Source organism: Pseudomonas sp. B3G-3 (genome assembly GCF_028640915.1).
Classification (GTDB): Bacteria; Pseudomonadota; Gammaproteobacteria; order Pseudomonadales; family Pseudomonadaceae; genus Aquipseudomonas; species Aquipseudomonas chlororaphis_I.
In genome coordinates, this window is record NZ_JAQZAB010000104.1 from 171,920 (window position 1) to 184,442 (window position 12,523).

General features: G+C 63.6%; 10 protein-coding genes. 8 read left to right on the forward strand and 2 right to left on the reverse strand.

The window, feature by feature from the left end:
• Nucleotides 1–29 precede the first annotated feature (29 nt).
• Nucleotides 30–257 (reverse strand): hypothetical protein, encoded by a 228-nt coding sequence (locus PVZ80_RS14915; RefSeq protein ID WP_009048794.1) that lies wholly within the window; start codon nucleotides 255–257, stop codon nucleotides 30–32.
• Nucleotides 258–332: 75 nt separating this feature from the next.
• The gene (gene ccoN, locus PVZ80_RS14920; RefSeq protein ID WP_009048795.1) at nucleotides 333–1,760 is read right to left on the reverse strand and encodes a cytochrome-c oxidase, cbb3-type subunit I; all 1,428 of its coding nucleotides are present in this window, start codon (nucleotides 1,758–1,760) and stop codon (nucleotides 333–335) included.
• A gap of 470 nt (nucleotides 1,761–2,230) precedes the next feature.
• Between ccoN and PVZ80_RS14925 the strand changes: the two genes are divergently transcribed.
• The 8 genes from PVZ80_RS14925 to PVZ80_RS14960 all read left to right on the forward strand — a co-directional run bounded on the left by PVZ80_RS14925 (nucleotide 2,231) and on the right by PVZ80_RS14960 (nucleotide 12,434).
• On the forward strand, nucleotides 2,231–3,904 hold the full coding sequence (locus PVZ80_RS14925) for a nitrite/sulfite reductase (protein ID WP_273864122.1): 1,674 nt from the start codon (nucleotides 2,231–2,233) through the stop codon (nucleotides 3,902–3,904).
• Between the two features lie 75 nt (nucleotides 3,905–3,979).
• Nucleotides 3,980–4,474, forward strand: a complete 495-nt coding sequence (locus tag PVZ80_RS14930) for a DUF934 domain-containing protein (RefSeq protein WP_041984101.1) — start codon at nucleotides 3,980–3,982, stop codon at nucleotides 4,472–4,474.
• Nucleotides 4,475–4,694: 220 nt separating this feature from the next.
• A complete protein-coding gene (locus PVZ80_RS14935) occupies nucleotides 4,695–5,660 on the forward strand; it encodes a hypothetical protein (RefSeq protein ID WP_029527216.1) in 966 nt (321 codons plus the stop codon).
• A 191-nt stretch (nucleotides 5,661–5,851) separates the two neighbouring features.
• Nucleotides 5,852–6,520 carry a DUF3313 domain-containing protein gene (locus tag PVZ80_RS14940; protein WP_273864123.1) on the forward strand — a complete coding sequence of 223 codons (669 nt, stop codon included), beginning with the start codon at nucleotides 5,852–5,854 and terminating at the stop codon, nucleotides 6,518–6,520.
• A 385-nt stretch (nucleotides 6,521–6,905) separates the two neighbouring features.
• Nucleotides 6,906–7,130 carry a hypothetical protein gene (locus PVZ80_RS14945; RefSeq protein ID WP_235184585.1) on the forward strand — a complete coding sequence of 75 codons (225 nt, stop codon included), beginning with the start codon at nucleotides 6,906–6,908 and terminating at the stop codon, nucleotides 7,128–7,130.
• A 207-nt stretch (nucleotides 7,131–7,337) separates the two neighbouring features.
• Nucleotides 7,338–7,838, forward strand: coding sequence for a thiol peroxidase (tpx, locus tag PVZ80_RS14950; RefSeq protein ID WP_009048801.1), 501 nt, complete (start codon nucleotides 7,338–7,340; stop codon nucleotides 7,836–7,838).
• A gap of 175 nt (nucleotides 7,839–8,013) precedes the next feature.
• Complete coding sequence (locus PVZ80_RS14955) at nucleotides 8,014–9,342, forward strand: MdtA/MuxA family multidrug efflux RND transporter periplasmic adaptor subunit (protein WP_009048802.1); 1,329 nt, start codon at nucleotides 8,014–8,016, stop codon at nucleotides 9,340–9,342.
• Nucleotides 9,339–12,434, forward strand: coding sequence for an MdtB/MuxB family multidrug efflux RND transporter permease subunit (locus tag PVZ80_RS14960; protein WP_273864124.1), 3,096 nt, complete (start codon nucleotides 9,339–9,341; stop codon nucleotides 12,432–12,434). The genes PVZ80_RS14955 and PVZ80_RS14960 overlap by 4 nt, the downstream gene beginning before the upstream one ends.
• Nucleotides 12,435–12,523: the final 89 nt, after the last annotated feature.

Genomic DNA, 12,523 nt, shown 5'->3' on the forward strand with positions numbered 1-12,523 from the left:
TACAGCGGCGGTCAGGCTGCGAGGCGGGGTCAGATCTCTACATTGCCCCAGCCCGGCCGGGCTTCGGTCGGTTCCGGCGCCACGGCGTCGATCTTCTTGCCGGTGGCCAGTTCCACCCGGCGCGCCACGTCCGGGTCGTCGGCGAAGGGGATCAGGCTGGCGTCGTCGAGGCTCTTGGCCGATTGATGACGCAGGCAGTAGCCGATGCTGAGGTAAAGGAAGGTCACGCCGAGCAGGTCAAGGGCGAATTCGATCATCGGAGGGCTCGCTGTGCTGCAGGAGAGGGATGAACGACGCGGGCCGGGTGTGGCTCGCGTCGTGCTCTTGGGCGATCAGGCGATCTGGGCGTCGCTGAGGGCCAGGCGCGGGTCGGCCACGCGCACGGTGCGCCAGGTGTTGTAGGCCATCAGCAGCATGCCGCTGAGGAAGAACACGCCCCCGGCGAAGCGCACGATAAAGCCCGGGTGGCTGGCCTGCAGGGCTTCGACGAAGGAATAGGTGAGGGTGCCGTCGTCGTTGACCGCGCGCCACATCAGGCCCTGGGTGATGCCGTTGACCCACATCGAAGCGATGTAGAGCACGGTGCCGATGGTGGCGAGCCAGAAGTGCAGGTTGATCAGCGGGATGCTGTGCATCTGCTCACGGCCGAAGACCTTGGGCACCATGTGGTAGATGGCACCGAAGGTGATCATCGCCACCCAGCCCAGGGCGCCGGCGTGGACGTGGCCGATGGTCCAGTCGGTGTAGTGGGACAGGGCGTTGACGGTCTTGATCGCCATCATCGGCCCTTCGAAGGTCGACATGCCGTAGAAGGCCAGGGACAGCACCAGAAAGCGCAGGATCGGGTCGGTGCGCAATTTATGCCAGGCGCCGGAGAGGGTCATCATGCCGTTGATCATGCCGCCCCAGCTCGGTGCCAGGAGGATCAGCGACATGGCCATGCCCAGCGATTGCGCCCAGTCCGGCAGGGCGGTGTAGTGCAGGTGGTGCGGGCCGGCCCAGATGTACAGGGTGATCAGCGCCCAGAAGTGCACGATGGACAGGCGATAGGAATACACCGGGCGCCCGACCTGCTTGGGCACGAAGTAATACATCATCCCCAGGAAACCGGTGGTGAGGAAGAAGCCCACGGCGTTGTGGCCGTACCACCACTGGACCATGGCGTCGGTGGCGCCGGAGTACACCGGGTAGGACTTGAACCAGTCCACCGGGATCGACAGGTGATTGACCACGTGCAGCATGGCGATCACCAGGATAAAGGCGCCGAAGAACCAGTTGCCGACGTAGATGTGCTTGGTCTTGCGCTGCACCACGGTGGTGAAGAACACGATGCCGTAGACCACCCAGACCACGGCCATCCACACCGCGCCGGAGAATTCGATTTCCGCGTATTCCTTGGTGGTGGTGTAGCCCAGCGGCAGGGTGACCAGCATGATCAGGATCACCGACTGCCAGCCCCAGAAGGTGAAGGCGGCGAGCTTGTCGGAATACAGCCGCACCTGGCAGGTACGCTGTACCGCGTAGTAACTGGCGGCGAACTGGGCGCTGCCGGCGAAGCCGAAGATCACCAGGCTGGTGTGCAGCGGGCGCAGGCGGCCGAAGCTGGTCCAGGGCAGGTCGAGGTTCATTTGTGGCCATACCAGCTGGGAGGCGATCCACACCCCCATGGCCATGCCGATCACGCCCCAGGCCACGGTGGCGATGACGAATTGGCGCACCACCTTGTAGTTGTAGGCCGGTTCCATTGTTGCTGTGCTCATGGTCAATGCTTCCACGGTTGCAAAGGCTTGCCAGGCCACCCGGCCTGGCATGCCATGCACTGTAGAAAGCAGCGGCGAAACAAAACAGGCTCAGAAAAAAACCATTAATACGGATCAGATTTGCCCGCCTGCTGGTGCAGGTCCGGGGCCGGCTGATACGGTTTTTTAGTTTTTACCTGAATCTGTAACGCTCTGAGCCGTAAGGGCATAGTCACCGCCACACCAAAACCCCCGGATCACCCCTGGAATGCCATAACCCCGTGGCCCTGTAGCCGCTGCCGAGCGCAGCGAGGCTGCGATCGGCTGCAAAGCAGCCGCAAAGACCGACACATGTGTTCTGTCAGCCAGACCGCATCGTCCGGATTGCGAGCGCTACGCGCTCGGTCGCAGCCTCGCGTTGCTCGGCAGCGGCTACAGGATTGCAGTGGCTTCAGGGGCGGGATTGGGGTCAGCACTGATGAGGCCGTGACATGTATCACTATGACGAGTACGACCGGGCCCTGGTCTTTGAACGGGTGGCGCAGTTTCGCGATCAGGTCGAACGCTTCATGGCTGGCGAGCTGAGCGAAGAAGAGTTCCTGCCGCTGCGCCTGCAGAACGGCCTGTACATGCAGAAACACGCCTACATGCTGCGGGTGGCCATCCCTTACGGCACCCTCAGTGCGCGGCAGATGCGCACCCTGGCCAGCATCGCCCGCGACTACGATCGCGGCTACGGCCACTTCACCACCCGGCAGAACATGCAGTTCAACTGGATCGAGCTGGCCCAGGTGCCGGACATCCTCGAACGCCTGGCCGGCGTCGAGATGCACGCAATCCAGACCTCCGGCAACTGCGTGCGCAACATCACCACCGAAGCCTTCGCCGGGGTGGCCGCCGACGAGCTGATGGACCCGCGGCCCCTGGCGGAGATCCTGCGCCAGTGGTCGACCATCAACCCGGAATTCCTGTTCCTGCCGCGCAAGTTCAAGATCGCCATCTGCTCGGCCCGCGAGGACCGGGCGGCGATCATGATGCATGACATCGGCCTGTACCTGTACCGCGACTGGCGCGGGCAGATGCTGCTGCGGGTGATGGTCGGCGGCGGCCTGGGGCGCACGCCGATCCTCAGCCAGCAGATCCGCGACGGCCTGCCGTGGCAGCACCTGCTGTCCTATGTCGAGGCGGTGCTGCGGGTCTATAACCGCCACGGCCGGCGCGACAACAAGTACAAGGCGCGGATCAAGATCCTGGTCAAGGCCCTGGGCATCGAGGCCTTCGCCAAGGAAGTGGAGGAGGAGTGGCAGCACCTCAAGGACGGCCCGGCGCAGTTGACCGAGGCCGAATACCTGCGGGTCGCCAGTGCCTTTATCCCGCCGCTCTACGAGCGCCAGCCAGCCACCGATCTCGACTACGGCAGCCGCCTGGCCGAGGAACCGGCTTTCGAGCGCTGGGTGGCGCACAACGTCAAGCCGCACAAGGTGCCGGGCTACGCCAGCGTGGTGCTGTCGACCAAACCCGGCAGCACCTCGCCGCCCGGAGACGTGACGGCGGCGCAGATGGAGGCGGTGGCCGAGTGGTCCGAGGCCTTCGGCTTTGGCGAGATCCGTATCGCCCACGAACAGAACATCGTCCTGCCGGACGTGCCCAAGGCCGCGCTGCATGAACTGTGGCGGCTAGCGGGCGAGCAGGGCCTGGGCTGCGCCAACGTCGGCTTGCTGACCGACATCATCGCCTGTCCCGGCGGCGACTTCTGCGCCCTGGCCAACGCCAAGTCGATCCCCATCGCCCAGGCGATCCAGGCGCGCTTCGATGATCTGGATTACCTGCACGACCTGGGTGACATCAGCCTGAACATCTCCGGCTGCATGAACGCCTGCGGCCATCACCACATCGGCAATATCGGCATCCTCGGCGTCGATAAGAACGGCAGCGAGTGGTACCAGATCACCCTCGGCGGCGCCCAGGGCAAGCACAGCGCGCTGGGCAAGGTCATAGGCCCGTCGTTCAGCGCCGAGGAAGTGCCCGGGGTGATCGAACGCATCATCGCCACCTTCGTGCGTTACCGGGAAAGCGAGGAGCTGTTCGTCGATACCGTGCAACGCATCGGCCTGGAGCCGTTCAAGGAGCGGGTCTATCCGAAAGTGCTGGAGGCACAGCCATGAGCCAGCACTGCGACCGGGCAACAGAAAGCACAGCCGTGAGCGAGGAATTACAGCCGTGAGCGAGAGACTAAAACCATGAACAATCTGTTGCGCTTGCAGGATGGCCAGGCTGGGCGGGTCGAGGACGATCCCTGGAACCTGGTGCGCGAGGTGGACGGCCCGCTGCCCGAGGGGCCGCTGATCTTGCCCCTGGCCCGCTGGCTGATCCGCCGCATCGAGCACGAGCCGGCGCGGGACGGGGTCTGGCTCGGCCCGGACGATGAGGTGGAAAGCCTCAGGCCCTGGCTCAAGCTGATCCCGCTGATCGCCCTGGATTTTCCCAGCTTCCGTGACGGCCGCGCCTACAGCCAGGCCTACCTGCTGCGCACCCGCCTGGGCTGGATGGGCGAACTGCGGGCGGTGGGCGATGTGTTGCGTGACCAGCTCAGCCATATGCGCCAATGCGGTTTTGACAGCTTTGCCATCCGCGAAGACAAATGCGCCGACGACGCCCTCAAGGGGCTGGCGGGCATGAGTGTGCTTTACGGGCGCTCGGCGATCGAGCCGCGGCCGCTGTTCCGGAGGCGCTGAAGAGAGGCGCCGGCACCGGCCGGCGCTTCCATCGATGCTCACCGTCGCCCGTGAACAGGGCAGGCAACGGCCATTGTCTGGCCGCCAGGGGCATTTGTCCTTGGGTCGCTGATGGCACTTTGGTAGAGTCCCACCCCTTATGAAGGAGCCAGGGATCGGCGTCCGGCGATCAGTCGCAGGCGTGCCTGGCATGGGCCATCCATGGAAGAGAGTCGCGGCTGTGAGCGTTGCTAAAAAGATACTCGGGTTGTTTTCGTTGTTGCTGATCCTGACCCTGTGGGTCGGCTATTTCTATGTGTACCAGGATGCCCGCAGCGGGCGCCTCGGCGACCCCCTCGACAGCTACGGCTGGTGCGGCCCCGCCGCGGATTCGCCGCATTCCTTCAAGCGCGATTATCTGCTGCTCAGGGTCACCAACAGCACCCAGGGCGAGTTCAGGGTATCGGGAGAGGTCAACGTTTCCGAGCGCACCTACAACCGCTACGAACTGGGCCGCTACCCGCTGAAATTGCGCCTGGAACCCTTGCAGTCCACCTACAGCCTGCCGCCGTTGTTCTTTGAAGAGGTCAAGGTCAAGCCCTTGAACCGCAACTTCAATTCGCCGCACAAGAACGCCTACGCAGACCTGGAAAGCCGGCCGATCCGGGTGATCGGCGAGTCCAGCCGGTTTCCCTTCGAGGTCTACCGTTACGGCTACAAGCCGGTGCTGTACATCCTCAAGGGCAACGAGCAGGTCGACCTGCCGTTCAAGCGCATCACCACGCAGATGAACCTGTCCAATACCTTCACCCCGACCCGGATGTACAACCCGGCGGACTACATCGCCGAGCAGAACAGCCTGGTCCAGCCCGGCGACTATCCGGCCTATGGTGCCAGCGAGTGCGCCTTCAGCATCGAGCGTAAAGGCTCGTTCAAGATCATCGTGCTGCTGTTGTTGCTGGTGCTGTGCCTGCCGCTGCTGATGGTGCTGTACCGCGACGAGCCGACCATCGACTTTCTCGCCACGCTGCTGGGCGTGGCGGCGGTCCGGGTATTCCTGGTCGGGCCGCTGCAGGACTACCAGTTGTACGGCATCGACTTCGTGTTTGGCGCCGTGATCGTCCTGGCCGGGACCTTTTCCCTGCTCAAGGCCATGCGCATCGACGCTCGGCGCGAGGCGGCGGCAAGGCGCGGAACGACTTGGTAACGGACGGGCTGGTAACGGGCTTGGGCAAGGTGCGGCTTTGACGCCGCACCTGTATCTGTCCGATCCGACAAGAATTCTCTGGCCTGCTTTGGCGATTAATCCGCTTTTGCTGTGCTGATATGCCCGCTATTGGCTATACCTAAATTTCCTCAAACCAGTAGCGCTTCCGGATTTCTGACAGGAGTTACCCCATGAAGCTCGCATCAATGATGAGCACGCTGTGCCTGGCCACCCTCGGGTTGGTGGGCTGTTCCAGCAACGTCACCCAGCCCGACGAGTATTCCGGTTTTCTCGGCGACTACAGCCAGCTCAAGGAGGCCAAGTCGCCGTCGGGCGTAGAAGTGATGCGCTGGGTCGATCCCAAGCTGGACCTGAAGCAGTACAGCAGCGTCTATATCGAGCCCACCCAGTTCTATCCCAAGCCGCAGCCGACGGTGAAGATCCCGCAGAACACCTTGTACGGTATCAACCGCTATTACGACGAGGCGCTCAAGCGCGAGATCGGCCAGGCCATGCCGCTGGCCAGCGCACCGGGGCCAGGCGTGATTGTGGTGCGCGCGGCGATCACCGCCGTGAGCAGCAAGACCGAAGGCCTGAAACCCTACGAAATCATTCCCATCGCCCTGGTGGCGGCGGCGGTGAGCACGGCCAGCGGAATCCGCGACCAGGAGACTACCCTGGGTACCGAGGCGCAGTTCATCGACGGCGGCAACAACAAGGTGATCGCCCAGGTGGTGCGCAAGGGCAGCGGCAAGCCGCTGCAGAACGACACCCAGATCATGCAGCCTGCGGACGTGAAAAACGTCATCGACGGCTGGGCCTCAGACCTGCACCAGTCCTTTAAGAAACTGAAAAAGTAGTTGGGGCCGGGGTATCTCCCGAGCATTTTTTTGCCCACTGCGTCGGGGGCAGGGCGGGTGCCTGACCCCTTCACCGAGCAGGGCCGGCAGTCAATCAAAAGCACAGGTTTCGCTGGCGAGGCGAGGGCACAAGGCCTGCCGACGGCATCGTCCATGGCAGGTTTTTTCCGCCCACAGCAGGGTGACGGGCTCCTGGGTCGAATGGCAGCGGAGCTTCAAGGCCTGCCCGGATGTTCATGTGAATGGTGATGATTTCCATGTTTTTTGAATGGTTAAGTTAATGTAATTTATCAATAGTAACAAATTCAATAAAAACATATAGTTATAGAATATTTGTGATGTTATTAATTACATATTATTGATGCTCTCAAGGAGCTTTGCTGGCATGCCTGTGGTCGGACGCACGACTTTTATCGCCGGTCTCAGCCCGGCCCAGGCGCTGGATTTCTGCCTTGACGGCGCCAACTTCCCGAAGATCTTTCCCGGGCGCATCAGCCCTGTGAAAGGTGTGGGTATCGACAGCCTGCGGCTCAGTGCCGGACGCCAGTTCAGCTTTCGGCACGGGATGTGGGGGTGTCATACCGGCGACATGGACGCTGGTTATACGTGAGGTCAGCGCGCTGGCCGGGTTGACGACTGTCGCTTCGAGCCTGCGGGCTGGATGGCGGCAGCCTCGCGTTCTGTATCCACTCAAGGGCGCAAAAGGGCGACAATTTGTATCCCGGGCATAGGTAGCCGGAGCGTTTCATGTTTAACTTCCGGCCTCTCGATGTTCTTTACAGCTGTTCAATGACAATCGTTTAAAAGGACTCCGTTCATGGCTCAAGTCACCCTTAAAGGCAACCCGGTTCAAGTCAACGGCCAACTGCCACAAGCCGGCTCCAAGGCGCCAGCGTTCTCCCTGGTGGGCGCCGGCCTGGCCGACATCACCCTGAGCAGCTTTGCCGGCAAGCGCAAAGTGCTGAACATCTTCCCAAGCGTCGACACCCCGACCTGCGCCACCTCCGTGCGCAAGTTCAACGCCCAGGCCAACGACCTGAACAACACCGTGGTGCTGTGCATCTCGGCTGACCTGCCGTTCGCCCAGGCCCGTTTCTGCGGCGCCGAAGGCCTGGAAAACGTGCAGAACCTGTCGACCCTGCGTGGCCGCGAGTTCATCGAAAACTACGGCGTGGCCATTGCCGACGGCCCGCTGGCCGGCCTGACCGCCCGCGCGGTGGTGGTGCTGGACGAGAACGACACCGTGCTGCACAGCGAGCTGGTCAAGGAAATCGCTGAAGAACCTAACTACGACGCGGCCTTGGCCGTTCTGAAGTAACAGGTTTTACAATTATTCACGGCCTGGCCCTGTCCAGGCCGTTTTTATTTGTGCTTCAGTGGCTTAGCAGACACTTGCAAACGTAAGCCCAAGGTAAATTGCCGGTAAAGGCGCTTTGCTAAACACCGGCCAGTGCTTATCTTTCAGCCTTCTGAAAAAGATCCCCTCGCGCCCAATGGTTGATCATTCCATGCAATCCTCCGTTTCCCGCAACTCCCGTCGCTGGCTGCTCGGCCTGCTTGTCCTGTTGGCCATCGTCGGCCTGTGCTGGAAATTCTGGCCGGCCTCGACCACCCACAAGGATGCCGCCGGGCAAAAGGCTGCCGTCGGACACACCGGGCGCAGCGGGTCGATGCGGCCAGGGTTCGGTGGCGCGAGCGGGCCGATCCCGGTGCGGGTGGCACCGGCCACGCGCGGGGACTTCCCGCTGTATTACAAGGCGCTGGGCACCGTCACCGCGCTGAACACCATCAATGTGCGCAGCCGGGTGGCGGGTGAGCTGGTCAAGGTGGCCTTCGAGGAAGGGCAGATGGTCAAGGCCGGCGACCTGCTGGCGGAAATCGATCCGCGGCCTTACCAGAACGCCTTGCTCCAGGCCGAAGGCACGCTGTTGCAGAACCAGGCCCAGCTGAAGAACGCCCAGGTCGACTACGAGCGTTATCGCGGCCTGTACGCCCAGGACAGTATCGCCAAGCAGACCCTGGACACCGCCGCGGCGCTGGTCGGCCAGTACCAGGGCACGGTCAAGACCAACCAGGCGGCGGTCAACGACGCCAAGCTCAATCTCGAATTCACCAGGATCCGCGCGCCGATCACCGGTCGCGTGGGCCTGCGCCAGCTGGACGTCGGCAACCTGGTGGCGGCCAATGACACCACCGCGCTGGCGATCATCACCCAGACCCAGCCGATCAGCGTTGCCTTTACCCTGCCGGAGAACAACCTGAGCAGGGTGCTGGAGCGTTATCGCAGCGGCGCCAGGCTGCCGGTGGAAGCCTGGGACCGCGGCGACCAGACACTGCAGGCCAGCGGCGTGCTGCAAAGCCTCGACAACCAGATCGACACCACCACCGGCACCCTGAAGTTCAAGGCGCGCTACGAGAACCGCGACCAGGTGCTGTTCCCCAACCAGTTCGTCAACGTGCGCGTGCTCGCCGACACCCTGAAAAACGTGGTGCTGGCACCGTCGGCGGCGGTCCAGTTCGGTACCAACGGCACCTTCGTCTACGCCCTGGACGGCGACAACAAGGTCAAGATCCGCCAGTTGCAGGTCGGTGACAGCAACGGCGACTCCACCGTGATCAAGGCCGGCCTGGAAGCCGGCGATCGCGTGGTGCTGGAAGGCACCGACCGCCTGAAAGACGGCAGCGAAGTGGAGGTGGTGAACACCACCGAGGAAGTGCCGACCACCCCGACCCAGCACCTGCAGGGCAAGCCGGCCAGTTCGGCGACTACGCCTGCCACGGCCCCGGCCGCTGACGCCCCGGCGAGCAAGGTCGGCGCATGAACCTGTCGCGGCTGTTCATCCTCCGTCCGGTAGCCACCACCCTGAGCATGCTGGCCATTGTCCTGGCCGGCCTGATCGCCTATCGCCTGCTGCCGGTCTCGGCGTTGCCCCAGGTCGATTACCCGACCATCCGGGTGATGACCCTGTACCCCGGCGCCAGTCCCGACGTGATGACCAGCGCGGTCACCGCGCCCCTGGAACGCCAGTTCGGCCAGATGCCCGGCCTGACCCAGATGGCCTCCACCAGTTCCGGCGGCGCCTCGGTGCTGACCCTGCGCTTCAACCTCGACATCAATATGGATGTCGCCGAGCAACAGGTGCAGGCCGCGATCAATGCCGCGACCAACCTGCTGCCCACGGATCTGCCGGCGCCGCCGGTGTACAACAAGGTCAACCCGGCGGACACCCCGGTGCTGACCCTGGCCATCACCTCCAAGACCATGCTGCTGCCCAAGCTCAACGACCTGGTCGATACCCGCATGGCGCAGAAGATCGCGCAGATCAGCGGCGTCGGCATGGTCAGCATCGCTGGCGGCCAGCGCCAGGCGGTGCGGATCAAGGTCAACCCGGAGGCCCTGGCGGCCAACGGCCTCAACCTGGCGGACGTGCGCAGCCTGATCGGCGCCTCCAACGTCAACCAGCCCAAGGGCAACTTCGACGGCCCGACCCGGGTGTCGATGCTCGACGCCAACGACCAGCTGACTTCGCCCAAGGATTACGCCGAGCTGATCCTGGCCTACAAGAATGGCGCGCCGCTGCGCTTGAAGGACGTCGCGCAGATCGTCGGCGGCGCCGAGAATGAACGCCTGGCGGCCTGGGCCAATGAAAACCAGGCGGTGCTGCTCAATATCCAGCGCCAGCCCGGGGCCAACGTGATCGAGGTGGTGGACCGGATCAAGGCGCTGCTGCCGAGCATTACCGACAACCTGCCGGCGGGCCTCGACGTCACCGTGCTCACCGACCGCACCCAGACCATCCGCGCCTCGGTCACCGACGTGCAGCACGAACTGCTGATCGCCATCGCCCTGGTGGTGATGGTGACCTTCCTGTTCCTGCGCCGGGCCAGCGCCACGGTGATTCCGTCGATTGCCGTGCCGCTGTCGCTGATCGGTACCTTCGGCGTGATGTACCTGGCGGGCTTCTCGGTCAACAACCTGACCCTGATGGCCCTGACCATCGCCACCGGCTTTGTGGTCGACGATGCCATCGTGATGCTGGAGAACATCTCGCGCTTCATCGAGGAGGGCGACAGCCCGATGCAGGCCGCGCTCAAGGGCGCCAAGCAGATCGGCTTCACCCTGGTGTCGCTGACCCTGTCGCTGATCGCCGTATTGATTCCGCTGCTGTTCATGGCCGACGTGGTCGGGCGGCTGTTCCGCGAGTTCGCCATCACCCTGGCGGTGGCGATCCTGATTTCCCTGGTGGTGTCCCTGACCCTGACGCCGATGATGTGCGCGCGCCTGCTCAAGCGTGAGCCCAAGGAAGAAGAACAGGGACGGTTCTACCGCGCCAGCGGCGCCTGGATCGACTGGTTGATCGCCAGCTACGGTCGCTGGCTGCAATGGGTGCTCAAGCATCAGCCGCTGACCCTGCTGGTGGCCGTCGGCACCCTGGCGTTGACCGTGTTCCTGTATATGGTGGTGCCCAAGGGCTTCTTCCCGGTGCAGGACACCGGGGTGATCCAGGGCATTTCCGAAGCGCCGCAGTCGGTGTCCTTCGCCGCCATGAGCCAGCGCCAGCAGGACCTGGCGAAAATCATCCTGGCCGACCCGGCGGTGGAAAGCCTGTCGTCCTATATCGGGGTCGACGGCGACAACGCCACCCTCAACAGCGGCCGGCTGCTGATCAACCTCAAGCCGCACCGCGAACGCGACCTCAGCGCCGCCGAAGTGATTGCGCGCATCCAGCCCCAGGTCGACCAGTTGGTGGGCATCCGCCTGTTCATGCAGCCGGTGCAGGACCTGACCATCGAGGACCGGGTCAGCCGTACCCAGTACCAGTTCAGCCTGTCGTCGCCGGATGCCGACCTGCTGGCCCTGTGGAGCGGGCGCCTGGTGGATGCCCTGGCCCACCGGGCGGAACTCACCGACGTCGCCAGCGACCTGCAGGACAAGGGTTTGCAGGTGTACCTGGTGATCGACCGCGACGCCGCTTCGCGCATCGGCGTCTCGGTGTCGAACATCACCGACGCGCTGTACGACGCCTTCGGCCAGCGGCAGATTTCCACCATCTACACCCAGGCCAGCCAATACCGCGTGGTGTTGCAGGCCCAGGCCGGGGAAAGCATCGGCCCGCAGGCGCTGGAACAGATCCATGTGAAGACCATCGACGGCGGCCAGGTGCGGCTGTCGAGCCTGGCCCGGGTCGAGGAGCGCCAGGCGCAACTGGCCATCGCCCATATCGGCCAGTTCCCGGCGGTGATGATGTCGTTCAACCTGGCGCCCGGCGTGGCCCTGGGGCAGGCGGTGGACATCATCGAGCAGGTGCAGCGGGACATCGGCATGCCGGTGGGCGTGCAGACCCAGTTCCAGGGCGCGGCCCAGGCGTTCCAGGCTTCGCTGTCGAGCACCTTGCTGCTGATCCTGGCGGCGGTGGTGACCATGTACATCGTGCTGGGGGTGCTCTACGAGAGCTACATCCACCCGATCACCATCCTTTCCACGCTGCCGTCGGCGGCGGTGGGGGCCTTGCTGGCGCTGATCCTCAGCGGCAACGACCTGGGCATGATCGCGATCATCGGCATCATCCTGCTGATCGGCATCGTCAAGAAGAACGCGATCATGATGATCGACTTCGCCCTCGACGCCGAACGCAACCAGGGCATGGCCCCGGAGCAGGCGATCTACCAGGCGGCGCTCCTGCGTTTCCGACCGATCCTGATGACCACCCTGGCCGCGCTGTTCGGCGCCGTGCCGCTGATGCTGGCCACCGGCTCCGGCGCCGAACTGCGCCAGCCTCTGGGCCTGGTGATGGTCGGCGGCCTGTTGCTGAGCCAGATCCTCACGCTGTTTACCACGCCTGTTATTTACCTGTATTTCGATCGATTGGGACGCCGCTTTGGCAAGCCTGACTCGAAAGAGGTGGTGGTATGACGGCGAGCTACAAGCTTCAAGCTTCAAGCCGCAAGTCAAAGCCTGCGCGATCCCTGCTTTTCTCTTGCAGCTTGCAGCTTGAAGCTAGT

Excerpts from the sequence above, each read along its gene's own strand:
- PVZ80_RS14930 (WP_041984101.1), top strand. The coding sequence starts at position 3,980 with ATGAACAATCTGTTGCGCTTGCAGGATGGCCAGGCTGGGCGGGTCGAG.
- ccoN (WP_009048795.1), bottom strand. The coding sequence starts at position 1,760 with ATGAGCACAGCAACAATGGAACCGGCCTACAACTACAAGGTGGTGCGC.
- PVZ80_RS14940 (WP_273864123.1), top strand. The coding sequence starts at position 5,852 with ATGAAGCTCGCATCAATGATGAGCACGCTGTGCCTGGCCACCCTCGGG.
- PVZ80_RS14915 (WP_009048794.1), bottom strand. The coding sequence starts at position 257 with ATGATCGAATTCGCCCTTGACCTGCTCGGCGTGACCTTCCTTTACCTC.
- PVZ80_RS14955 (WP_009048802.1), top strand. The coding sequence starts at position 8,014 with ATGGTTGATCATTCCATGCAATCCTCCGTTTCCCGCAACTCCCGTCGC.
- PVZ80_RS14945 (WP_235184585.1), top strand. The coding sequence starts at position 6,906 with ATGCCTGTGGTCGGACGCACGACTTTTATCGCCGGTCTCAGCCCGGCC.
- PVZ80_RS14960 (WP_273864124.1), top strand. The coding sequence starts at position 9,339 with ATGAACCTGTCGCGGCTGTTCATCCTCCGTCCGGTAGCCACCACCCTG.
- PVZ80_RS14925 (WP_273864122.1), top strand. The coding sequence starts at position 2,231 with ATGTATCACTATGACGAGTACGACCGGGCCCTGGTCTTTGAACGGGTG.
- tpx (WP_009048801.1), top strand. The coding sequence starts at position 7,338 with ATGGCTCAAGTCACCCTTAAAGGCAACCCGGTTCAAGTCAACGGCCAA.